At 58.4% G+C, this 23,217-nt stretch carries 22 protein-coding genes and 1 pseudogene; 14 read left to right on the top strand and 9 right to left on the bottom strand.

The annotated features are described in order from the left end of the window. Nucleotides 1-5 precede the first annotated feature (5 nt). The 3 genes from RGM3321_RS07120 to RGM3321_RS07110 are packed head-to-tail and all read left to right on the top strand — an operon-like array spanning nt 6 to nt 2,327. Nucleotides 6-740, top strand: coding sequence for a DUF484 family protein (locus tag RGM3321_RS07120; protein ID WP_244392287.1), 735 nt, complete (start codon nt 6-8; stop codon nt 738-740). 2 nt (nt 741-742) lie between these two features. Then, nucleotides 743-1,642 carry a tyrosine recombinase XerC gene (xerC, locus tag RGM3321_RS07115; protein ID WP_057433664.1) on the top strand — a complete coding sequence of 300 codons (900 nt, stop codon included), beginning with the start codon at nt 743-745 and terminating at the stop codon, nt 1,640-1,642. Continuing rightward, on the top strand, nt 1,635-2,327 hold the full coding sequence (locus RGM3321_RS07110) for an HAD family hydrolase (RefSeq protein WP_244392286.1): 693 nt from the start codon (nt 1,635-1,637) through the stop codon (nt 2,325-2,327). The genes xerC and RGM3321_RS07110 overlap by 8 nt, the downstream gene beginning before the upstream one ends. Before the next feature lie 70 nt (nt 2,328-2,397). Here the strand turns inward: RGM3321_RS07110 and sutA are convergent, their stop codons facing one another. From sutA to glnK, 4 genes are all read right to left on the bottom strand, one after another. Continuing rightward, entirely contained in the window at nt 2,398-2,727 is a 330-nt protein-coding gene (gene sutA, locus RGM3321_RS07105) for a transcriptional regulator SutA (protein WP_002555811.1), read from the bottom strand. A gap of 98 nt (nt 2,728-2,825) precedes the next feature. Beyond that, on the bottom strand, nt 2,826-3,251 hold the full coding sequence (locus RGM3321_RS07100; RefSeq protein ID WP_002555810.1) for a secondary thiamine-phosphate synthase enzyme YjbQ: 426 nt from the start codon (nt 3,249-3,251) through the stop codon (nt 2,826-2,828). A 242-nt stretch (nt 3,252-3,493) separates the two neighbouring features. Then, nucleotides 3,494-4,831 carry an ammonium transporter gene (locus RGM3321_RS07095; protein ID WP_096128115.1) on the bottom strand — a complete coding sequence of 446 codons (1,338 nt, stop codon included), beginning with the start codon at nt 4,829-4,831 and terminating at the stop codon, nt 3,494-3,496. A gap of 33 nt (nt 4,832-4,864) precedes the next feature. Continuing rightward, complete coding sequence (gene glnK, locus RGM3321_RS07090) at nt 4,865-5,203, bottom strand: P-II family nitrogen regulator (RefSeq protein ID WP_002555808.1); 339 nt, start codon at nt 5,201-5,203, stop codon at nt 4,865-4,867. A 417-nt stretch (nt 5,204-5,620) separates the two neighbouring features. Between glnK and RGM3321_RS07085 the strand changes: the two genes are divergently transcribed. Next, entirely contained in the window at nt 5,621-5,896 is a 276-nt protein-coding gene (locus RGM3321_RS07085; RefSeq protein ID WP_244392285.1) for an accessory factor UbiK family protein, read from the top strand. Nucleotides 5,897-5,940: 44 nt separating this feature from the next. Here the strand turns inward: RGM3321_RS07085 and RGM3321_RS28455 are convergent. Further along, nucleotides 5,941-6,045 (bottom strand): annotated as a pseudogene (locus RGM3321_RS28455) (addiction module antidote protein, HigA family); the annotation flags it as partial. Between the two features lie 22 nt (nt 6,046-6,067). Then, complete coding sequence (locus RGM3321_RS07080) at nt 6,068-6,982, bottom strand: LysR family transcriptional regulator (RefSeq protein ID WP_244392284.1); 915 nt, start codon at nt 6,980-6,982, stop codon at nt 6,068-6,070. Between the two features lie 475 nt (nt 6,983-7,457). Between RGM3321_RS07080 and RGM3321_RS07075 the strand changes: the two genes are divergently transcribed. The 9 genes from RGM3321_RS07075 (at nt 7,458) to RGM3321_RS07035 (ending at nt 15,967) form a co-directional block, all read left to right on the top strand. Further along, nucleotides 7,458-8,978, top strand: coding sequence for an amino acid ABC transporter permease/ATP-binding protein (locus RGM3321_RS07075; RefSeq protein ID WP_244392283.1), 1,521 nt, complete (start codon nt 7,458-7,460; stop codon nt 8,976-8,978). 24 nt (nt 8,979-9,002) lie between these two features. Continuing rightward, nucleotides 9,003-9,875 carry a phytanoyl-CoA dioxygenase family protein gene (locus RGM3321_RS07070; RefSeq protein ID WP_244392282.1) on the top strand — a complete coding sequence of 291 codons (873 nt, stop codon included), beginning with the start codon at nt 9,003-9,005 and terminating at the stop codon, nt 9,873-9,875. Nucleotides 9,876-9,901: 26 nt separating this feature from the next. Continuing rightward, nucleotides 9,902-10,735 (top strand): transporter substrate-binding domain-containing protein, encoded by an 834-nt coding sequence (locus tag RGM3321_RS07065; protein ID WP_244392281.1) that lies wholly within the window; start codon nt 9,902-9,904, stop codon nt 10,733-10,735. 58 nt (nt 10,736-10,793) lie between these two features. Continuing rightward, the gene (locus tag RGM3321_RS07060; protein WP_003408339.1) at nt 10,794-11,525 is read left to right on the top strand and encodes a class II aldolase and adducin N-terminal domain-containing protein; all 732 of its coding nucleotides are present in this window, start codon (nt 10,794-10,796) and stop codon (nt 11,523-11,525) included. A 126-nt stretch (nt 11,526-11,651) separates the two neighbouring features. Then, the gene (locus tag RGM3321_RS07055; protein ID WP_244392280.1) at nt 11,652-12,947 is read left to right on the top strand and encodes an NAD(P)/FAD-dependent oxidoreductase; all 1,296 of its coding nucleotides are present in this window, start codon (nt 11,652-11,654) and stop codon (nt 12,945-12,947) included. A gap of 31 nt (nt 12,948-12,978) precedes the next feature. Next, complete coding sequence (locus RGM3321_RS07050; RefSeq protein ID WP_032614164.1) at nt 12,979-13,395, top strand: RidA family protein; 417 nt, start codon at nt 12,979-12,981, stop codon at nt 13,393-13,395. A gap of 12 nt (nt 13,396-13,407) precedes the next feature. Beyond that, nucleotides 13,408-14,085 (top strand): DUF1028 domain-containing protein, encoded by a 678-nt coding sequence (locus RGM3321_RS07045; protein ID WP_244392279.1) that lies wholly within the window; start codon nt 13,408-13,410, stop codon nt 14,083-14,085. After that, the gene (gene argE / locus RGM3321_RS07040) at nt 14,082-15,236 is read left to right on the top strand and encodes an acetylornithine deacetylase (protein WP_244392278.1); all 1,155 of its coding nucleotides are present in this window, start codon (nt 14,082-14,084) and stop codon (nt 15,234-15,236) included. The genes RGM3321_RS07045 and argE overlap by 4 nt, the downstream gene beginning before the upstream one ends. A 113-nt stretch (nt 15,237-15,349) precedes the next feature. Next, nucleotides 15,350-15,967 carry a hypothetical protein gene (locus RGM3321_RS07035; protein WP_244392277.1) on the top strand — a complete coding sequence of 206 codons (618 nt, stop codon included), beginning with the start codon at nt 15,350-15,352 and terminating at the stop codon, nt 15,965-15,967. A 66-nt stretch (nt 15,968-16,033) separates the two neighbouring features. Here RGM3321_RS07035 and RGM3321_RS07030 read toward each other — a convergent pair whose 3' ends face one another. The 3 genes from RGM3321_RS07030 to RGM3321_RS07020 all read right to left on the bottom strand — a co-directional run bounded on the left by RGM3321_RS07030 (nt 16,034) and on the right by RGM3321_RS07020 (nt 21,443). Beyond that, on the bottom strand, nt 16,034-16,777 hold the full coding sequence (locus RGM3321_RS07030; protein ID WP_244392276.1) for a permease: 744 nt from the start codon (nt 16,775-16,777) through the stop codon (nt 16,034-16,036). Nucleotides 16,778-16,780: 3 nt separating this feature from the next. After that, nucleotides 16,781-20,167: a toxin VasX gene (locus RGM3321_RS07025; protein WP_244392275.1), complete on the bottom strand. Its 3,387-nt coding sequence runs from the start codon at nt 20,165-20,167 to the stop codon at nt 16,781-16,783. A 364-nt stretch (nt 20,168-20,531) separates the two neighbouring features. Further along, complete coding sequence (locus tag RGM3321_RS07020; RefSeq protein WP_244392274.1) at nt 20,532-21,443, bottom strand: hypothetical protein; 912 nt, start codon at nt 21,441-21,443, stop codon at nt 20,532-20,534. A 258-nt stretch (nt 21,444-21,701) separates the two neighbouring features. On the opposite strand from RGM3321_RS07020, the gene RGM3321_RS07015 reads away from it, so the two are divergent. Beyond that, nucleotides 21,702-23,195, top strand: coding sequence for a YifB family Mg chelatase-like AAA ATPase (locus RGM3321_RS07015; protein ID WP_244392273.1), 1,494 nt, complete (start codon nt 21,702-21,704; stop codon nt 23,193-23,195). Nucleotides 23,196-23,217: the final 22 nt, after the last annotated feature.

The raw sequence follows: 23,217 nt of genomic DNA, 5'->3' as shown, positions 1-23,217 counted from the left end.
CTGCCATGACCGATCAACCTCCCGCTTCAACAGGCACACCCTGCGAATCGCCTGTCGATAGCGCAGCGCCAGACCTTGAAGCAGAGGCGGTCATCGCCTTTCTGCTTGAGCGCCCGGAGTTCTTCGCCGAGCACGACGAGCTGCTGGTGTCGATGCGCATCCCGCACCAGCGTGGCAATACCGTTTCGCTGGTCGAGCGTCAGCTAAAGCTGCTGCGCGAGCGCAACATCGAAATGCGCCATCGCCTGTCGCAACTGATGGACGTCGCACGGGACAACGACCGCCTGTTCGAAAAGACCCGACGCCTGAACCTCGCCCTGATGGATGCCACCAGCCTGGACGAACTGGTCATCGCTGTCGAAGACAGCCTGCGTCAGGACTTTCAGGTGCCCTTCGTCAGCCTGATCCTGTTCAGCGACAGCCCGATGCAAGTGGGGCGATGGGTCAGCAGCGCCGAAGCGCAGAAAGCCATCGGCGGCCTGATTGGCGAGAAGATCATCTGCGGCGCTTTGCGTGAGCATGAACGGGCGTTCCTGTTTGGCGCAGAGCAAGGCAAGGAAGTCGGCTCTACCGCCATCGCCAGCCTCAATCACTTGGGCCTGCATGGCGTGCTGGCCATCGGCAGTCGTGATCCGCAGCATTACAAAAGCTCGGTCGGCACTCTGTTCCTCAGTTACATCGCCGATGTCCTGAGCCGCCTGTTGCCACGTTTCGCTCACTCTTTACGCTCGGTCCGCTAGTCATGGAACAGCATCTGGACGCCTACTGCATGCACCTGCGCAGTGAGCGCCAGGTGTCGCCTCATACGCTTGAAGCCTACCGGCGCGACTTGGGCAAGGTTCTGGCGTATTGCCAGAAGGCGCAGCTGTCGAGCTGGAACGATCTGGATATCCAGCACCTGCGCAGCTTTACCGCCCGCCAGCATCAGCAGGGCCAGTCTTCACGCAGTCTGGCGCGCATGCTGTCGGCGGTGCGCGGCTTCTACAAGTACCTCAATCGCGAAGGCATCTGCCAGCACGATCCTGCAAACGGCCTGTCACCACCCAAGGGCGAACGGCGTCTGCCCAAGACGCTGGACACCGACCGCACCGCGCAATTGCTGGACGGTGGTGTTGAAGATGATTTTCTGGCTCATCGCGATCAAGCCATTCTGGAACTGCTTTACTCATCAGGATTGCGACTGTCCGAACTGACCGGCCTGAACCTCGACCAGCTGGACCTGCGTGACGGGCTGGTGCAGGTCCTGGGCAAAGGCAGCAAGACCCGCGTACTGCCGGTCGGCAGCAAGGCACGCCAGGCATTGGAAATATGGTTGCCGCTGCGTGCCTTGACCAATCCGCAGGACGACGCCGTGTTCGTTAGCCAGCAAGGCAAGCGCCTCGGCCCGCGCGCGATTCAAGTGCGGCTAAAGGCGGCCGGCGAGAGGGAGTTAGGGCAGAATCTGCACCCGCACATGCTGCGTCACTCGTTCGCCAGCCACCTGCTGGAGTCTTCACAGGACCTGCGCGCCGTGCAGGAGCTGCTGGGTCATGCGGATATCAAGACCACGCAGATATATACGCACCTGGACTTCCAGCATTTGGCTACTGTTTATGACAGCGCCCATCCCCGAGCCAAACGTAAAGGAGCTGCAGATGATTAAGCTGGTGACGTTTGATCTTGACGACACGCTCTGGGACACCGCCCCTGCCATTGCCGGTGCCGAAGTCACACTGCGTGACTGGCTGGGCGAAAACGCGCCCAGGCTGGGGGCGATTCCTGTCGAGCACCTGTGGGAAATTCGCTCGCGCCTGGTGGCTGAAGACCCGTCCTTCAAGCACCGCATAAGCGCCTTGCGACGCCGCGTGCTGTTCCATGCGCTCGAAGATGCCGGCTACGACCCGGACGAGGCGCAGGACCTTGCCGACCGGGGCTTTGAAGTCTTCCTGCATGGCCGCCATCAGGTGCAGATTTTCCCTGAGGTGCAACCTATGCTGGAAATTCTCGCCAAGACCTTCACGTTGGGCGTGATTACCAATGGCAATGCCGATGTGCGTCGTTTGGGGCTGGCAGACTACTTTGCCTTCGCGCTGTGCGCCGAGGACCTGGGCATCGGCAAGCCCGACCCGGCACCGTTTGTGGAAGCGTTGCGGCGCGCAAATGTCGATGCCGGCGCGGCCGTGCACGTAGGCGACCACCCCAAGGACGATATCGCAGGTGCCCAGCAGGCTGGCATGCGCGCCATTTGGTACAACCCGCTAGGCAAAGCCTGGGACGCAGACCGGCTGCCGGATGCCGAGATCCACAACCTGTCGCAGTTGCCGGAAGTCCTGGCACGCTGGGCCTGAAAGCACACTGACAAGCGCACATAGAAAAGCCCGCAGCGACGGCGGGCTTTCCTCATACAGCCATGCAGCCTTAAATCGGGCGGCTACCGTATTTGTTATCAGGCTTCTTGGGCGGATCGGCGACCACGTTGGCCTCCACTTCCTGCACCTTGCCACCACGCGCCAGGAATTCTTCCATGGCACGCGCCAGAGCATCGCGCTCTTTGTTCTTGGCTTCTACGCTAGGCAGTTCATCGACCGAGACAGCGGCCTTAGCCTTGCCTTTTGCGGGTGCTGCTGGAACGTCGGAATCGTCTGGCTCGGCTGCGTCGTCTTCCGGGGAGGCTGCTGCAAGCTCCTCACCGTCTTCGCCTTCCAGATCGTCTACCAGATCGTCGTTAGTATCGTCGTCGTCGCTCATGTTCTACCTCATGACTTGCGAAAGCTGATTAGTTATAGCCCAACCGCCCGGAAATGCTAAGGCGATCAGAAAAATTCCATAACCGCTGACTCCAGCGGTTATATCCACTCACCCTGAAGGGTGGCGAGGACGTTACGAGACCCACCAGCGTCTCGATGTTCGCCCAGGTAAATACCTTGCCAGGTGCCCAGCGCCAGTCGCCCTGCAGTCACCGGCAGAACCAACTGGCAGCCCAGCAGACTGGCCTTGAAATGCGCTGGCAAGTCGTCAGGGCCTTCGTCGTCATGTTCGTAGCCGTCCACGCCCTGAGGCACCAGACGGTTGAAAAAACGCTCGAAGTCACGACGTACTGCCGGATCGGCATTTTCGTTGATGGTCAACGAAGCCGAGGTATGTTGCAGCCACACATGCAGTAGCCCGACACGGCAATCGCGCAACGGGGGCAAGCCCGCGACTATCTCGTCAGTCACCAGATGGAACCCTCGGGGCCTGGCCCGCAAGGCAATTCTGGATTGATGCCACATACCGTTCTCCGCACCTTCGGCGCGCATTCTAACTCGACTGAGAAAAAAGCAAAGCGCGCAATAAACCGGCTTCCCTGCAAGTTGACGAAGACTGTCGATACATCGGTACCTGCGCTGCGTCACGGTGCCGAAATCATTGACGCGGGCAACATCAATGACAGCAAAAAACCGCGGTATATCCGCAAACATCAGACAAAAAAAATGCCCGGAGACCGGGCATTCTTTTTTGCATCTGCGGCTGCTTACAAGTTGTAGCCACGCTCGTTGTGTTGCGCAAGGTCCAGACCGACAGACTCTTCTTCGTCGGTGACGCGCAGACCCATCACGGCATCCAGTACTTTAAGGATGATGAAGGTCACGATCGCGGTGTAGACGACGGTGAACGCGACGCCCTTGAACTGAATCCAGACCTGAGCACCGATGTCAGTCACAGTGCCGAAGCCGCCCAGTGCAGGTGCTGCGAACACACCGGTCAGGATTGCGCCGACGATACCGCCGATACCGTGAACGCCGAACGCATCCAGGGAATCGTCGTAGCCAAGCTTGCGCTTGAGGCTGGTGGCGCAGAAGAAGCAGATCACGCCTGCTGCCAGACCGATGATCAGCGCGCCCATCGGGCCCACTGTACCGGCAGCCGGGGTAATAGCGACCAGACCGGCAACCACGCCCGACGCGATGCCCAGAGCGCTTGGCTTACCATGGGTCAGCCACTCGGCGAACATCCAGCCCAGTGCGGCGGCAGCGGTAGCGATTTGAGTCACCAGCATCGCCATACCGGCAGTGCCGTTGGCCGCAGCGGCGGAACCGGCGTTGAAACCGAACCAGCCGACCCAGAGCATTGCCGCGCCGATCAGGGTGTAACCCAGATTGTGCGGAGCCATCGGCGTGGTCGGGAAGCCTTTGCGCTTGCCCAGTACCAGGCAGGCCACCAGACCGGCTACACCGGCGTTGATGTGCACCACAGTGCCGCCAGCGAAGTCGAGAACGCCCCAGTCCCACAGCAAGCCACCGACGCCGCCCCAGACCATGTGGGCGATTGGCGCGTAGACCAGCGTGAACCAGATACCCATGAACACCAGCATTGCGGAGAACTTCATGCGTTCTGCGAAAGCGCCGACAATCAGGGCAGGGGTGATGATCGCGAAGGTCATCTGGAAGGTGACGAACACCGCCTCAGGGAACAACGCAGCGGGACCGGTAATGCTTGCCGGCGTGATGCCTGCCAGGAACGCTTTACCCATACCGCCAAAGAAGGAATTGAAGTTGACGACGCCCGCTTCCATACCGGTTGTATCGAACGCAATGCTGTAGCCGTAGACGACCCACAGGATGCTGATCAAGCCGGTGATGGCGAAACACTGCATCATCACGGACAGAATATTCTTCGAGCGAACCATGCCGCCGTAGAACAGCGCGAGACCGGGGATGGTCATGAACAGAACCAGAGCGGTCGAGGTCAGCATCCATGCAGTGTCGCCAGAGTTCAGCACCGGCTCGGCCACTGGGTCAGCCGCCAGGGCAAGACCAGGTAATGCGAGGGACAACAGGGCACCGAGCCCTGCGAATTGACGCAGAGTCATATTGTTTTCTCCTGGGGCGTTGGGTTTGGCGGCTTAAATAGCGTCTGTATCGGTCTCGCCGGTACGGATGCGAATGGCCTGTTCCAGATTGACCACGAAAATCTTGCCGTCACCGATCTTGCCGGTGTTGGCGGCCTTGGTTATGGCTTCGATGACACGATCCAGATCCTTGTCATCGATGGCGACATCGATCTTCACTTTGGGAAGGAAGTCGACGACGTATTCAGCACCGCGATAAAGCTCAGTGTGACCCTTCTGACGCCCGAAGCCTTTGACTTCAGTGACGGTGATGCCCTGCACGCCGATTTCAGACAACGACTCGCGAACGTCATCCAGTTTGAACGGCTTGATGATGGCAGTGACTAGCTTCATGAAAACTTTCTCCCGAATTTGGTGGACTTGCCCCAGGAAAACAAACCCGACTCAAGTCTAAGCGCAGTGCCTGGCTTTGTAACGTGTTGGCCGCCTGATCAGGCCAGACCAACTCCAGAAAACCGCTTCTGACGAAACACTTCCCCGCTCCGCCTGCCGCACTGCATTCGTCACAGCGACTGCATCAGTGCATGGGTCATAAGCCACTAAGCAGAAAGCTTGCCATCTCGTGAATATTCATTGAATACAGGCCCTTGGGCTGGTTTGGCACGACCTTGCAGGGTCTATCATGGAGCTAATGCACAGCAATGGTGCTCATGTGCCCGTCACTGCGCTCCATAAGCGTGCATTGCGCCCTCGGGATTGACTATAGACACTGCGTGTTACACTGCCGCCCTCTGATTCAGGAAAATAACCATGCTCGCGCCCAAAGCCTTTCTCGACGCTCTCAGCGGCCACGCCTCTCGCCTGTTCAATGGCGAAACGCCTGTATCGCGCAGCGAATTCGAAACCCAGTTCAAGGCCCTGCTGCAAAGCGGCTTCAGCAAACTGGATCTGGTCAGCCGTGAAGAGTTCGACAGCCAGATGGCCGTCCTCGCCCGCACCCGCGCCCGCCTGGAGGCGCTGGAGGCCAAGATGGCCGAGCTGGAAGAGAAGGCTGGCGGGGCCGCAGGGACGGAAAAAGCCGAATAAGCTTTCCTTGTTTTGCTGTCAGTGCGCTGCAGCGCTGAACATTGTCATGCACAGCGGGCCAGGCACCTGACCTGCTCGCGAATCTGAACGGCCTTTTCCATTTCTGTCTTGCCCTGGTGGTGAGTAAGTTGCAGGTTCAGCCAGCATTCGTTGCACGCTTCGCAAGCGCCTTCAGGCTGCAGGCGGTGCCAGCTCGATGGTCCGGCAGTAATCCATGAACAGGCGCGTCGCACGGGTTGGCTGGTTGTTGCGCAGGTAGGCCATGACCAGCGTGGAGGCGGGCATGTCGTCTTCGATATCGAGCTGCACCAGCAGCTCACCGTCGTAGGTCATGTTGGTTCTGGGCCGTGTGACCAGCACCGAAAACCCCAGGCCCTGGCCGACCATGCAGCGCACCATTTCGATCGATGGGGAGCTGTACGCGACCACGGGTGTGTAGCCCTTTTCCGTGAAGATATCGATGAAGTAGGTCCTGCTGGGCACGGCGTCGAGCAGGATCATCGGCTCGCGGCTCAGCTCCAGCAAAGTCACGGTTTTTTTCTTCGCCAGAGGGTGGGCTGCTGGCAGCAGCGCATAGGGCTTGTGCGGTGCATTCAATTCCTCCTTATTGATCGTGGTTCCCAGTTCCAGGTCGTACAGAAACGCCAGATCGAAGCGCCCACGGTGCAGCCCGTGCATCAGTTCATGTTGCTCGCCGTCATAGAGCTGAATGGTGACGTCCGGGTATAAACGCTTGAAACCGGCCACCAGCCTGGGCATGTAAAGCGGCGCGGCCGATTCAAAACAGCCAATGGCGATAGTGCCGGAGACGTGTTTGTTTTCGGCCCGGGAGTTTTGTTCAAGCTCTTCGGAAAGTCGCAGCAACTCTTTGGCTTTCTCATACACTTTCCCGCCACCGGAAGTTAGCGAAACACCTTGTGCATGGTGACGCACAAACAGCGGCTGATTGAAGGCTTCTTCGAGGTTCTTGATGGCGACGGAGATGGATGGCTGTGAAATATGCAGCTGTCGCGAGGCTTCGGCGATGCTGTCCATTTCGACTGCTGTCACGAAATACTTAAGCTGTTTCAAGGTAAAGTGAGCCACGTAATACCTCGTGATGAGCAGACGCTGGACGGCTGCATTTGAATAGCTTTTACCTATGCTTAGCGAGGAGCGTGCCAGCCGCTCACGCCTTGGCGGATTCACCGGGCGCGCCGCTGGCCATGGTCACTCAGTAATACCCGAAAATAATAGACTCTTGCCAGAAAAGCCCGAAAAACCGGGCTGCGCACCTATTGCGAGCGCTTATCGCTGCCGCTTTATTCAATCGCCCTAAAAGTGTGCAATCAATGCGCTGTGACACTAAGGCACAACTAACCCGTTTCAACGCGACGCAGCCCTGAAGATGAATACCGGCGTATCTGCTTAGGATTTTCCTATGCTGCGGGCCAAAACTTACTATTTGTCTGCCGGACCTGGCATCAATCATGATGGTTTCAGAAGGGCAAACGGACAGCGTCCCGTTTCAACTTGAACAGGACGTCGCCCATTACTATTCAATTTGCCGAGCGAGCCGACAATGACGTTTGATTGGAAATACATGTTTGGCCTGTTCAGCGATACGGAATTCTGGATGGCCACCTGGACGGTCATTCAACTCAGTGTACTGACCTGGGTTATCAGTATTGTTCTGGGTTTTGTTCTGGCACTGGCCAAACAATCATCGTTGCCGCTGATCAACTTGCCGGCCAAAGCCTATATCTGGTTATTTCGCAGTTTGCCGTTACTGGTACTGCTGATCTTTGTCTACAACTTGCCGCAGGCCGTGCCCGCCACTTCTGCCGTGCTGGCCAATCCGTTCTGGGCCGGCCTGATTGCCATGGTGATGTGCGAAACAGCCTATGTCGCAGAAATTCATCGCGGCGGCCTGCTGTCCATCGCCAAGGGCCAGACCGAAGCTGCCCGGGCACTGGGCCTGCGCTTCGTCGGTACGCAATGGCGGATCGTGATCCCACAGGCACTGCGTGTGGCGCTGCCGTCGCTGACCAACGAATACATTTCCATCGTCAAACTCAGTTCACTGGTTTCCGTGATCTCGCTGACCGAGATCCTCATGGTCGGTCAGCGCCTGTATTCGCAGAACTTTCTGGTGATGGAAACCATGGCGGCCGTGGCGTTCTATTACGTGCTGATCGTGACCGTATTCGACTTCCTGCTCAAACGCCTGGAACGCTATCTGGACGTCACGCAGCACAAGGTCACACGCACGCCGGACACCGAAATACTCGAGCTGGCCAGCCGCAAATCGCCAGTTGTCGCTCGTCCTGTCATCGACTTCGAAGGGCCGGCACTGCAAGCGACCCGACTGCACAAGGCATACAACGACATCGAAGTGCTCGGTGCGGTCAGCCTGCAGATCAATTCCGGCGAGGTGGTGTCGGTGATCGGCCCATCAGGCTCGGGCAAAACCACGCTGATCCGGCTGCTCAATGGCCTTGAGCAGATCGACAACGGCGACATCAAGATCAACGGCCAGCCATTCATTCACCTGGTTCGCCAGGGCGCGCAAAAGCCGCGTTACGTGGAGAACGCCGCCTACCGCCTGAATATCGGCATGGTGTTTCAGAGCTTCAACCTGTTTCCGCACCTGACGGTGCTCAACAACCTGCTGCTGGCCCCGCGTTATCACCGCCTGGCGCCGGTATCTGAGCTCAAGCAGCAGGCCTACGAATTGCTGAACAAGGTCGGGATGCTGGAGCACGCCTGGAAATACCCGCATCAGCTGTCGGGTGGCCAGCAGCAACGCGTCGCCATCGCCCGCGCCCTGATGATGCGCCCGCAAATCATGCTGTTCGACGAGCCCACCTCGGCGCTCGACCCGGAGAAGGTCAACGAGGTGTTGCAGGTCATTGAAACCCTGGCCCAGGAAGGCATCACGATGGTCATCGTGACCCATGAAATGAACTTCGCCTTCAAGGTCTCTGACCGCATCGTCTTTATGGAGAAGGGACGCGTGATCTGCGATGACAAACCCCAGGCGCTGCGCGACGGCCAGCACCCCCGCGTTGAAGCCTTTCTTAAAGATGTCTCACTGGCCTGAGGCCTTGTTGAAGAGGAGAAGAACATGATCGAGCAATGGCAGATTGACCAGTTTCATGAGCAGGGTTTTCTGGTCGTGGAAGGCGTGCTGGCAGCCGATGAAGTGGCAGCGCTGCAACAGGACTTCGACCAGTGGGTCGACGACAGCCGCAGTCAGAGTCAGGCCTGGGGGCAGACTCAGGACGGGCGTCCGCGCTTCGACATCGAAAGCGATCATCGGCCGGATCATCCGTCGCTGCGCCGCGTGGCTTCGCCTACGGAGATCTCGCCGGCTTACCAGCATGCGGCGTTTCAGTCACGGATGGCAGCCATCGCGGCGCAACTGATCGGCGGCAACGGCACCCGTTTTCATCACAGCAAGATCAACTCCAAGCTGCCGCACACCGCGACTCAGGTGAAGTGGCATCAGGACTTTCTCTTCACGCCGCACAGCAATGATGACCTGGTTACCGCGTTGCTGATGATCAGCGATGTGACTCCCGAAAACGGCCCGCTGAACGTGGCACCGGGCAGCCATAAGCACGCGCTCTGGTCGCATTGGCAGAACGAGCGTTTCACCGGTGCCGTGGACGATGCAGTGGTTGAACAGCATTGCCAGCAACCGGTCGCCTGCTATAGCCCGTCGGGCTCGGTGTGCTTCATGCACACACGCCTGCTGCATGCTTCAAGCCCCAATGAAACCGAGTTCCCGCGCACGCTGTTCATCAGCGTCTATGCCGCTGAAGACGCATTGCCGTTCGGTGAGAACCCTTTGCCCAGCGAGCATGCCGGGTTGATGGTCGCGGGCCAGGAGAGCGGTCTGGTACGCAGCACCGAGAACCATATCCGCCTGCCGCAGAAACCCAAGGGTGCTTCATTTTTCGTGCAGCAAGCCGGAAAAGACGCCGCCGTTGCCTGATCTCTATGACTCCACGAGGAATACCTATGAAGCTGTCAGCTCTGATTGTTCGTCCCGTAGCCCTGGCTGTGCTGGGCGCGGTGGTTGCCTTGTCCTCGTCTGCCGCTTCGGCCTTCCAGCAGCCCGGCAAGATCATCGCCGGCTCGGACATGACGTTCTTTCCCTATGAGTACATGGACAAGAACCGTCCCGCCGGTTTTGACATCGAGTTTCTCGACGGCCTGGCGAAGGTCATGGGGCTCAAGGCCGAGAACATCGACACGCGCTTTCCCAATCTGATCGGCGGGCTGCAGGGCGGACGTTTCGACATCACCAACTCGTCGATGTACATCACCGCCGACCGCCTGAAAGTCATCGACATGATTCCTTACCTGAAAAGCGGTGAGGCGATTCTGTCGGTCAAGGGCAGCGACTATCAGCCCAGGACGCCAGAGGACTTCTGTGGCCACAAGATCGGCTCCATGGCGGCCACTTCCTGGCTGCAGCAACTGCAGAAACTCTCGACCGACTACTGCGTGAAGAACGGTCTGCAACCGATCGCCATCAGCGAGTACGGCACCGACCCACAGACCACCCAGGCCATGCTGGCCCATGCCGTCGAAGCGCAGATCACTGACGCAGCCGTCGCACGCGGCGTGGTCGAAAAACTGGGTAGCCGGGTGGTGATTTCTTCTGAAACCCTGATCTACCCGGTGCTCAACGGCTTTGGCGTGAAGAAGGGCAACGACGAGGTCCGCAAGGCCCTGGAAGACGGTCTTGAGAAGTACAGCAAGACCCCGGAATACGCCGCGCTGCTGGAGAAATACAAGTTTCAGGCACCGACAGCCGATGACATCGCCGCCCTGATGCCCAAGCCCTGACAACCAAAGGACGTGCCTGGCAGGTTCGGCAGGCACGCTCGACCGGAGAGCAATTAGCATGGCCCTTAATTTCGAAGAGCAGACGCGCATAGACTTGGCCGCTACGTTCCGCATCATCGCCCATCTGGGTATGCATGAAGCGGTCGCCAACCACTTCAGCGCGGCCATTTCGGCGGATGGCAAACAGTTTTTGCTCAACCCGAAGTGGAAACATTTTTCACGCGTGCGCGCCAGCGATCTGCTGCTGCTCGACGCCGATGATGCCGACGCGGCGCATCGCCCCGATGTCGATGCGACGGCATGGTCCATTCACGGGCAGGTCCACCAGCGTCTGCCCGATGCGCGTGTGGTGCTGCACTTGCACCCGGTCTACACCACAGCCGTGGCTTGCCTGGCCAAACCGCATATACCGCCCATCGATCAGAACACCGCGCGCTACTTCAACCGCATTGCGGTGGACGAGCTTTACGGCGGCATGGCCGACACGACCGCCGAAGGTGCTCGACTGGCCGGTTTGCTGGAGGACAAGAGTCGCTTGCTGATGGGCAACCACGGCGTGATCGTCACCGCGCCGACCGTTGGCGAAGCCTTCGATGACATCTGGACCCTGGAGCGTGCCTGCCAGATTCTGGTGACGGCCTGGTCCACCGGCCAGCCGCTCAAGGTGCTGGCGGACGATGTCGCCGAGAAGACCGCCCGTGACTGGCAGAAGATTACGGATTTCTCTCGTCAGCACTTTGAGGAAATGAAACTGCTCATGATTCAGGCTGATCCCTCTTTGGTCGACTGATCGCCCCTGCTACTGACTGGATGCGCGTCTGCGGATGGCGTAGGGCTTTTTGCGCCCGCGCATCGACGTTTCAACACTTTTCATTACGTCCAACAGGTCGTAAGCCACCTGTCGAGGGATGCCGAGATGACAGAAAAAATCATAGAAATCGATACGCTCGTCGTAGGTGCAGGACAGGCCGGAGTGGCCACCAGCGAACACCTGAGCCGTCTTGGCATCGAGCACCTGGTGCTTGAAAAACACCGCGTTGCCGAGGCGTGGCGCAGTGGCCGCTGGGACTCGCTGGTAGCCAACGGTCCGGCTTGGCATGACCGGTTTCCCGGCCTTGAATTCGCCATGGATCAGGACGCGTTCGCGGGCAAGGAGCAGGTGGCCGAGTACTTCGAGCGTTATGCCCGCAAATTCAACGCGCCGATCAAGACCGGCGTCGAGGTTAAACGCGTCACCCGCAACACCGGGCGCGCAGGTTTTACCGTCGAAACCAGTGCCGGCACCTATGTGGTCAACCATCTGGTCTCGGCGACAGGGCCGTTCCAGAAGCCGGTCATCCCGCCGATTGCGCCCGTTAACGAGGCGCTTCATCAGATCCACTCGGCGCACTATTTCAATCCGCAGCAACTGCCGGAGGGCGGCGTACTGGTGGTCGGCGCTGGTTCCTCGGGTGTGCAAATCGCCGAAGAGCTGCTGCTCTCGGGTCGCAAGGTGTACTTGTCGGTCGGTCCTCACGACCGTCCGCCACGCGCCTATCGCGGCCGGGATTTCTGCTGGTGGATGGGTGTGCTGGGGTTGTGGGACAGCGAAACCATGCAGCCCGGCAAAGAGCACGTGACCATTGCGGTCAGTGGTGCAAGGGGCGGCTACACGGTCGACTTCCGTCGGCTGGCTAAGGCCGGAATGAACCTCGTGGGCCTGACCGAAAGCTTCGTCGGCAACAAGGTGCGCTTCCAGAACGATCTGGTGAGCAACCTCGACAGTGGCGACGCGAATTACCTGTCCCTGCTCGATGCCGCTGATGCCTACGCCGCACGCAACGGCCTGGACCTGCCGCTGGAGCCGTCGGCCCGTGAACGCGTGGCGGATGCGCCGTGCATCACCCATCCGCTCCGCGAACTGGACCTGATCGAGTCAGGCGTCACGTCGATCATCTGGGCCACCGGCTATGCCCTGGATTACAGCTGGCTACAGGTCGATGCCTTCGACAGCAAAGGCAAACCCCGTCACCAGCGTGGCGTGTCCTGCGAGCAAGGCCTGTACTTCGTCGGCCTGCCATGGCTGTCGCGACGCGGTTCCGCGTTTATCTGGGGCGTATGGCACGACGCCAGACACGTCGCCGATCAGATCGCCACGCAGCACAAATACCGTTCCTATGACGTGGGCAAACGTGCGACCCCCGTCGTGCCGTTGCGCAACGTCAACGGTTGATCATCGCGCTCAATGCCCACAGGAGTTACCCATGACTACGCCGACTCATACTCGTATCCGCATGTTCAATACCAAGGACACCTACCCCAATCAAAGCCTGAACAACGACCTGTGTCAGGCGGTGCGCGCGGGCAATACCGTGTACGTCAGGGGCCAGGTCGGCACCGATTTCGACGGCAATCTGGTCGGCCTCGGTGATCCGGCTGCACAGGCGCAGCAGGCGATGAAAAACGTCAAGCAACTGCTTGAAGAGGCGGGCAGTGACCTGTCGCATATCGTCAAGACCACCACTTACATCATCGACCCGCGCTATCGCGAGCCGGTCTACCACGAAGTGGGCAAATGGCTGAAAGGCGTGTTCCCGATCTCCACCGGGCTGGTGGTGTCTGCGCTGGGGCAGCCGCAATGGTTGATGGAAATCGACGTGATCGCCGTGATCCCTGAATAAGGACTGTTGCCCATGACTTTTTCCATTGCCGCCCGCTGTGCCAAAACCGGCCAGTTGGGCATTGCCATCAGCTCATCGAGCATTGCCGTAGGCGCGCGTTGCCCCTGGCTGCGCGCAGGTGTCGGCGCGGTGTCGTCGCAGAACATCACACTACCGGCCCTGGGACCGCAGACGCTGGACCTGATGGAGCAGGGCATATCTGCCTCTCAGGCGCTGGATCAGGTCATGAACGTCAGCCCGTTCAGCGAGTATCGGCAGATCACGGCGATTGATCATCAGGGGCGAGTCGCGCATTTCAGCGGCAGCGAAACACTGGGCATCAACAACGCGGGCAGCGGCGATCAATGCGTGGTGGCTGGCAACATGCTGGCGAGCCAGGCCGTCATCGACGCGATGATTCAGTGCTTCGAGCAGGCAACCGGGCACCTGGCAGAGCGCTTGTTACAGGCGATGCAGGCCGGTCTGGCAGCAGGTGGCGAAGCAGGGCCGGTCCATTCGGCGGCGCTGAAAGTCGTGGGCGAGCAGTCTTGGCCCATCGTCGATCTGCGCGTCGACTGGGCCGAGCACGATCCGCTAGGCGAGCTGAAAAGTCTTTGGCAGGCCTATCAGCCGCAAATGCAGGATTACCTCGACCGCGCCCTGAACCCGGCTGGCGCACCAGGCTACGGCGTGCCGGGAGACGAGCGATGAACTCCAGCCGCGAGCTGTTGGCGCGGCTGGTGGCCTTCGACACCACCAGTCGCGAATCGAATCTGGCCCTGATCGACTTCGTGGGTGAATACCTCGAACGCTTCGGCGTCTCTTGTGAGTTGATCTACAACGCGCAGAAAACCAAGGCCAATCTGTTCGCCACCATCGGCCCGGCTGACGTGCCAGGCATCGTGTTGTCCGGTCACACCGACGTGGTGCCGGTCGACGGCCAGCCATGGACGTTCCCGCCGTTCGAACTGAGCGAAGCGGATGGCAAACTCTACGGCCGTGGCACTGCGGACATGAAAGGCTACATTGCCTGCGTGCTGGCGCTGGTCCCGGCGTTGACCCAGGCATCGCTACACATGCCGGTGCATATCGCGCTGTCCTACGACGAGGAGGTGGGTTGCCTGGGCGTACGCTCGTTACTGGCATCGCTGCGGGCGCGGCCGGTGAAGCCGATGCTGTGTGTGATCGGCGAGCCGACGGAGTTGCAGCCGGTGCTCGGCCACAAGGGCAAGGTCGCGGTGCGCTGCGATGTACACGGTGCCGCCTGCCATTCGGCCCACGCGCCCAGTGGCGTCAACGCCATTGAGTATGCGGCGCAGTTGATCGGTGAGCTGGGTCGCCTGGGCGAGGCGTTAAGGGCAACTGATGCCCTTGACGAGCGTTTCGATCCGCCGTTTTCGACCATCCAGACCGGCGTGATCAGCGGTGGGACTGCCTTGAACATCGTGCCCGAGCAGTGCCGTTTCGATTTCGAAGTGCGCGCGCTCCCGACCCTGGATCCGCAGCAGATCGTCACTGCCATGCACGCCTACGCCGAGCAAAAACTGTTGCCGGTCATGCAGGCGGTCAGTGCCCGGAGCGAGATTCGCTTCACTGAACTGTCGAGCTATCTGGGGCTGGATATTCCCCTGCACAGCCAGGCGGCGGAATTGATCGCCGGATTCTGTGGCTCCCGGACTTTCGGCACGGTGGCGTTCGGAACCGAAGGCGGGTTGTTCGACCAGTCAGGCATTCCGGCAGTGGTCTGCGGACCGGGCAGCATGGAGCAGGGGCACAGGCCGGACGAGTTCATCAGCGTCGCGCAACTTGACGCCTGTGACGAGATGCTCAAACGTGTACTGGCGTTCGCGTCGCAGCCATGAATCGCTCCGGATTTCAGTGATACAGTTGCGCGCCGAAATACGCTAACGTCTCGGCGCGCCAGTCATGGGCTGGCCACTCCTCCCGGCTATTCGAACGTTCTATGGATGGAAGCATGACTGACAAACGTCCCCTTACTCGCTGCTCCCTGGCCGTAACCCTGTGGTTGTGTGTCGGCACGTCGGTTTTCGCTCAGGACACGGCACTGCATTCCGGCAAGTACGAGCAGTTGATGCTGGCCGTAACGCCTGATCATCAGGTCGAGGGTTATTACTCGGAGACGCGCGGCGAAACATTCAGCTGTGCGTTCTATCTGCAAGGCAAGGTCGAGGCCGGGAAGGGCGCAGCGGTGTCGTCCTGGCTGGATGACGTCTATCCAGGAACACTAAAGGCCTCGGCTGATGGCGTGGTGCTGACGATCGAGCAAGGCCGGCAGCACCCCGGCTGCATGAGCGTGATGGCGCCGGACATCGCCACCGGCCTGGACCTGACCCGGACCGCCAGCAAGCAGTGGGTCGGTCTGGTGACCGTCACGGCGGACAAGGCCTGGCTGCAAAAAACACCGAATGCCAAGGCCACCCGAGGCGCCTATATCGTCAAGGATGACGTGGTCGGGGTTCTGGCATTCAAGGATGGCGCGGCTCAGGTCGAGTTCATCAATGCCGATGATCGCTCGTTTACCGGGTGGATCAGTCAGGACCAATATGCGCGGTTGGCCTCGCCCGGCCGCTGATTGCAGACAGCACCAGACACGTTGGCGAACTTGGCCCACTCCCGGTTAATTGGGTTGCAAAGGCGGCTACCACTTCCAGGCTTTTTCGGTGAATTCCGCAGTTGGGGGCAGTACGGTGTGGAGGAAGTTCAGGTACTTGTTGAACAATATCTCGTTCTGAAAACGGGCCTCGAAGCCCAGTGTGACATCCGTGCGGTGTATGACGATCATCAGGCGTTTACGGTCGACGGTTACAAAGTTGTACTCATCCCAAGGCAGGCTTTGTTCATGGTGAATGGGGTTTTCCCAGTTTAGTAGCTTGAGGGCTGCGATACAGGCCATGGCTGCCGGGCCGATCAGGAAGAGCAGTGAGCCGGTGAGCGCGGCGATGAAGACGAATATCAGGATGAAGGCTATCGCAATGCCCTTGAAGAAGGACGAGGCGAAGTCGGGGTAGTGGAGGTAGTACTCCAGGTGGGCACAGTTGGTTTTTATGGTGTAGTTGTAGATGGTTTTTTGGCGCACACCTAGGAGAATAAAGTAAACTGCTCCGCCGCTGGTACTCGCTACAATATAAATTGCTTGCAATGGATCTTTTGAATAAAATTCCCAACCTGCCCATAGGCCAAAGCTCAGTATCGTTGCATAGATGAAAACCATTGCCAACTCAGCGAGGAGTATTTCTTTTGGCGGTCTTGCGATAGTTTTTATTGACCACTTCAATATTTCCTTACCATTTTGATAATGTTTGGATATTCCACAAGCTTCTGATTCGCACGTGATGTTGTTGAATTTTTTCGGACTGATCGGGTGGGGTAGTTTCTTTGTCATACCTTATTCCGCTATTTCAAGTGTCAAGGCGTGGCTTCGGTCGAGCAATGTTATTCCCGGTTCAGCACTGGCCAAGCCGTCGACCTTGGTATCGCCCTCGCTATTTAGCCCGAGTTGATACAGGTAGCCGATGTCCTGCTGGCTAAATTTAATCAGGCTGTCGGAATACCATATTTGTAGTTCCAGATAGGTTGCTTCTTCCTCAAGAGGAATCCAGGTTTCCCAGATCAAGTCTTCACCTTCAGGGGGCATAAGCGGAAAGGTAAAATCCTCGTAAGCGTTTCGGGCCGCTTGATTGTCAAGTTTTCCAAAATGGCCAGACTGCTTGAACTGCCCTCGCTCCAGGAATGGCTGCTGCACCGGAGAATCTATTTTTTCCACGGGAAGCACCCCCCATGGGCGTTTGCTACTGATGATATTGAAGTGCACTGATTGTCCGCGTACCGCGCTTGGCAAAAGAATCTGCACGCCAGCGCCGTCTTGCACGGGTGTGCTGTAGTAGTCACCTTTGCCAAGATAACGACTTTCAATGCGCGTGGTGGTTTTTACGTGAACCTGAGGGCTTAACTGGATTTTGAGTAGGGCAAGCTTTTCTTCGTGCTGGCCTCTTGCGTCCGTTGAGTATCGGGAGTCAATCGATTTGGACCAGCAGCATCTTCGCAACCACCAACCTATACTATCCTGCTTGAAGTAGTTTAAGGCCGTTGTAGCGAATAGGTACACTGCACCTATAAGCAGTAAAGTCAGACTAAACCACGGGCTCATCGCCACAGCAGTGATGGTGATCGATGGAAAAAGCCCTGCAATGAACTGAATGGCACTGCCTGCTCCCATCATGAGCACTGATGCAAATTTTACCTGCATCACTATCTTCTCTTCGGAAGTCTTGGCTTGCGTTAGGTCATTTTGGATATCCAAGACTTCTAAAGCAGCAGCCGCTATCCCAAACCCACCCATCGCCACCATCGAAACCCTGAACCCACGTATTGCATTACCCCAGGTTATATTTCCCTTGGCTTTCCAATACGCACTGGACCTGTCCAGAATTCCTACATTCTTGCCATCAATCAGCACCGGTGTCGCATCCCTGATCACGCTCCACGGCGCTTCAACAAACACCGCCATCAACAGGTTGAAGCTGTACCCCAGTCCATACGTCACCTTGCCAATATCCTTGGCACTGAAGTCTCCATCCTGAGTAAGGTCCCGGTAAGTGAGCGCGGTATTGATGAAATTGAGCATGATCACACCCCAAGTGATCGAGCCTGCAGCGCCGCCGAGCCGGTCGGTCCAGCGTTTGGCTTGGGCCAGCCAGTCCTTGGCCAAGGTTTTGCCGGACTGGAAGTACTGGCGAATCTCGTCCTGCAGTAATTTGGCGTATTCGTTGTTCTGGAAGTCGAGCAGAGCGGGGATGCTCAGTTCGTGGACGCGCAGTTTCTGTTGATGGGTGTGCAGGTTGTGAGCAGTGCTTTGGCGTGTGTTGTAGGCGTTCGGATATAGCCAATTGCGTCGGATATCGCTGATCTGCTTGTTGAGTACCTGCCATTCGCGGGTCCACTTTTTTAACTTGGTGAATACCTGTTGATCGACTGCAATATGCGCCTTCGAACCAAGCAAAATCTGGCCGATCAACAGGGTGCGAAGCAATGCGACGATGTTCTGCTGTTTGCCAAGGGCCATGCGGCTGTCGATGGGTACCCAGGCCAGCAGGATACTCTCAAGCGTTGCCTTGCCTGCGCCACTGGCCAGTTCGCCGAGAGCCTTGAAGGTACCTTGAACAGGTTGCTTCAGCACCTTCATCCACGGCTTGTCGGCAAAGCCCTGGTGATTGAGGGCGCCATTGAGTTCGCCAATGCGTGTGGCGAGGTTGGTGACGTCGCCGAGGCCGTTCAATAGCGCGTCGGCCTCTTGATGCAGCGCCTGTTTGAGCGCGGCTGAGAAGCCGTAGCGCAAGGTACCAAACAGCGTGCTGGCGTTGGCTTCCTGCTCGGCCAGCCAGGTGGTGGCTGCGCTGTCCTGGGCGTAAATGATCTGCAGGTTGAGCATGATCGTTTGCAGGTACAGCAGCTGTGTTGGGCGGGTGGTGTCGATAAACAGTTTGGACGGGTCTGTGCCGATATGTGTTGCCCAGAGTTGAAAGTCGCGTTGCGTGTCACGTACCTGTTGCAACCGTACGTCTCCGCTTGGCAGATGCTGTTGAAGATACTGGCGCGCGCTGGCCAGATCGACTTCGCGCCTCCATTTGTGGCGATCTTTCCAGGCCTGCGCGGCCTCTTCGGTAGGGACGCTGCCGTAACGTGCCTCGATCGATTTGCGCATGTCCAGGCTCTTGAACATGTCCGGCAGCAGCAGAAAATCTCCGGGAACGTTGCTGCTGCTGATCTGTGCCTCTTCAAGGATGCATTGCTCGAAGTACGCTTCGACCTCGCTCAGGTACTGGTGCGTGCGAGCCGCATTGCCGCGCACCGACGCTGGCAGTTTTTGCGGGTCGCTCTCGGCACCACACAGTCCGGAGACAGTCTGGGCGATCTGAATCTTGTGTTCGTGCTCGGCTTGCCAGTCGCGAAAAGCCGCCTGATCAGCGGCGAGTTGCATGCCCAAATCGTTGAAAACAGCCAGCGGGTCATCAAGGGCGATGAGCAGGGAACTGTCCTGATCGTCGACGCTGCCTTGCCAAAAAACATCAGCACCCAGTGGTGCCCATAACGGATGTGTTTCGGCGTCTTCCGACAGAGGGCGAGCAGTGGGGATCGCCGAGTCAGCGAAACGGCCGTCGTCAATGACATGGCCCTTATCGATGTCCGCCACGGCCTCGGCGATCCGGTTCAACGGCAGGGTGTCCGGCTCGGCCATGGTGATGCAGTAGCTGGCCAGGTCGAGCGCTTTCATCCACAGCGCGCGGCTTGGGGCGCTGGAACGCATGTGTTCGCAAATTCGCCACGTCCATTGCTGCGGGGAAAAGGCGATGTGCAGTGTGTTACGTCTCGGGTAGAGCAGAAAGGGCTTGCCATCACTGGGGCCGATTCGCTGATCACTGCCGATCTGCGCGTCCGTCCAGACGATGCGGTTCAGATGGCCGTTGTTTGCTGAAGCGACATATTCATGCAGCGTCCCGGCCGTTTCGTCGAACACATAGACGTAGCCGTCGTACAGCTGGCGAAGGGTGTAGCTGCGTGTTTTCAGTGTCGGCATCAGCGCCCATTTGCCCTGTTTCGGCAATGGCTTCAACTGCTCGGGCGCAGCGTCGTAGCGGGAGCGATCCAGCGCGTAGCGCACCGGCACGATGGCGACGTTCGGCCCTCTGAAAGGGCAAAGGCTGGTGGCTGCCGCCGGGGTCTTGGGAAACAGTGCGGCGCGTCGTTGCTGGTGTGTACCGTTTTTATCGGTCATGCGGGAAATTCTCTGCGCAGAAACGGGCAATTTCGCCCGCTGTATGCAGAAGTACATTCCAAGATGTGTGCCGAGAAGATTTTTATCTAGTAAAAACAGATAGATAAAGATTTTCTGCGAAGTAGTTGATCAATTTTCAACCAAGAAACCGCTAAAAAGCGCGCAAGCTTTTGCGCATACGTGCGAATTCTTTCATGTGTGTTGCAGCGCTTTGAATATAAAGCGCTGCCTGTGTCACCCGGACTTTGGATGCGCAAAAGTCTGCGCATCACAGGTATTCAAAGAGCTGAGCATTGTGTCGACTGCCTTACCATTGGACATCGCTTGATGTGCACAAGAAGTATTCCCCATTCGCCTACAGAGCCTACCTGTACCGGGCATCGAACCTCTCGCATCCTTCAGGCGGCTTGGCATTTTTTTTGTAATCAGGATCAATCGACAGTATGCCGCCGTAGATGCTTTTGATCAGCCCACCGGAACATTGAGCTTGAGCGGCAGCCTCAACCCCGACTTTTAATGTATTACCCAACGTCGTAGTTACCAAGACAAACGCCGGTATGAAAAGCAAGGGTGTCAACGCTCGGCGCCAGCCTACTTTAAGCCCTGTAGAATACTTGCGAATCAGGAAGTACAGTTCTGGAGCTTCTGCTTTGTCGCTGATGCGCAACCATTGAATCGTGACGATATCGTCAGCCAGGAAGATATGATCATTAGCCTTATCGAAGGGTGCTGTCCTGCTAGACGCCATGACTTGCAACTCAAGCAGTTCCTCACGAAAGACTTCAAGCCCGCCACTCTGGTCAAGCACCTCCTGATATGACTTATATCGGTACACAAGCGGAGCGGTCGCTTTGAACAGTAGCAGGAATATAAACAGTGCCAGACCGCTGGCCCAGTATAAATAAACCGTGAACGGGATTTGCTGTTGCACACCAGCGGTTTTGGCGATGGAGACAATCATAGGAACAATGCTGAATGCAGTGATCAAAAATTGAGCCGGTTTGCTATTGGCGACCAGAGCGAGGATTTCCCAGGATTCAAATGCGGTCGCCACTTTGGTTGAGCGCAACCGGGCGTAGAGGATAAAGAACGACGCTATCCCGCCAATGCCAAACCACCAGGCAGGTATAGGTTTCTCAAAGGCGTGGGGGACAATGCTGGAAACGGCAAATATAATAGCAATGGCGATGGTGGCGGCTAGAGTGCCATCGTAAAGCTTACTGCGTGGTGAGCTAGCAGCATGCGGAGATGCGTCAGGGGGTGCTTGATCAGCCATGGTCATTAGAGCTCCGTGGTTTTGAGTATGGTTAGCCATAAAAGGTTTTAGCCAGGGATTGACTACGAAGTATGGCCACCCGCCATTATGCGTGGTGGAGATGTAAGGAGCATCATTAAAGTCATTTTTCTGTGCCAATCAGAGGGGATCGCTTGTCAGAGGCAATTCCCCACTCACACCCTGTATCCATTCCCCCCTCACCCCCATCCCGCAAATAAAGCACGATACCCGCCCATCGCTCATATCAAGGAATGATCCATGTCGCTGGCTATCGTCCATAGTCGTGCCCAGGTCGGGGTGGAAGCCCCGGCGGTTACTGTTGAAGCGCATCTGGCCAACGGCCTGCCGGCCCTGACGCTGGTGGGGTTGCCGGAGGGGGCGGTCAAGGAGAGCAAGGACCGGGTGCGCAGTGCCATTCTCAATTCCGGGCTGGATTTTCCGGCGCGGCGCATCACGCTCAACCTTGCGCCGGCTGATTTGCCCAAGGATGGCGGGCGGTTCGATCTGGCGATCGCGCTGGGTTTGCTGGCCGCCAGCGGGCAGGTGCCGTTGGTTGCGTTGCAGGATGTTGAATGCTTGGGCGAGCTGGCGCTGTCGGGGGCGATTCGGCCGATTCAGGGGGTGCTGCCTGCTGCGCTGGCGGCGCGTGCTGCGGAGCGGACGCTGATCATCCCGGCGGTGAACGCCGAAGAAGCGTGTCTGGCCTCGGGGCTGCGGGTGATTGCGGTAAGTCATTTGCTGGAGCTGGTCGCGCATTTCAACGGGCGTACGGTGATTGCGCCGTATCAGTCCAGCGGCCTGCTGCACCAGTCCAAGCCGTATCCGGATTTAAGCGAAGTGCAGGGCCAGACCGCCGCAAAGCGTGCCTTGGTGATTGCCGCTGCCGGGGCGCATAACCTGCTGTTCAGCGGGCCGCCCGGCACCGGCAAGACGCTGCTCGCCAGCCGCTTGCCGGGTTTGTTGCCGCCGCTGGATGAGCACGAAGCGTTGGAGGTGGCGGCGATTCAGTCGGTCGCCAGTCAGGTGCCGCTGACCAGTTGGCCGCAGAGACCGTTTCGACAACCGCATCACTCGGCGTCCGGGCCTGCGTTGGTGGGCGGTGGCAGTCGTCCGCAACCTGGCGAGATCACGTTGGCGCATCACGGCGTTCTATTTCTTGATGAACTGCCGGAGTTCGATCGCCGCGTGCTGGAGGTGTTACGCGAACCACTGGAGTCCGGGCATATCGTGATTTCCCGGGCGCGGGATCGCGTGCGCTTTCCGGCGCGGTTCCAGTTGGTAGCGGCGATGAACCCGTGCCCCTGTGGATATCTTGGTGAGCCGACCGGGCGCTGCCGTTGTTCCACCGAGCAGGTGCAGCGCTATCGCAATAAGTTGTCCGGCCCGCTGCTGGACCGGATTGATCTGCACCTGACGGTCGCCCGCGAAGCGACAGCCCTCAACCCCGACCCGACCACCAGTGAGAACACTGCAAGCGCGGCAGCGGTGGTTGCGCAGGCCAGAGAACGGCAGCAACGTCGTCAGGGCTGTGCCAATGCGTTTCTCGACCTACCGGGGCTGCGCGAGCACTGCGCGCTGTCCAGTGTCGATGAAAGCTGGCTGGAGACGGCCTGCGAGCGTCTGACCCTGTCATTACGCTCGGCGCATCGATTGCTGAAGGTGGCGCGGACGTTGGCGGATCTGGAGCAGGTGGACGCGATCAACCGCAGTCATCTGGCCGAGGCCTTGCAGTATCGGCCTTCAACCAATTGATCGCCCAAACGCAAAAACTCGC

Source organism: Pseudomonas sp. RGM 3321, assembly GCF_022836805.1.
In the GTDB taxonomy this organism is placed as follows: Bacteria; Pseudomonadota; Gammaproteobacteria; order Pseudomonadales; family Pseudomonadaceae; genus Aquipseudomonas.
The sequence above is the reverse complement of the archived record's forward strand: the minus strand, read 5'-3'. Positions and strand labels throughout refer to the sequence as shown.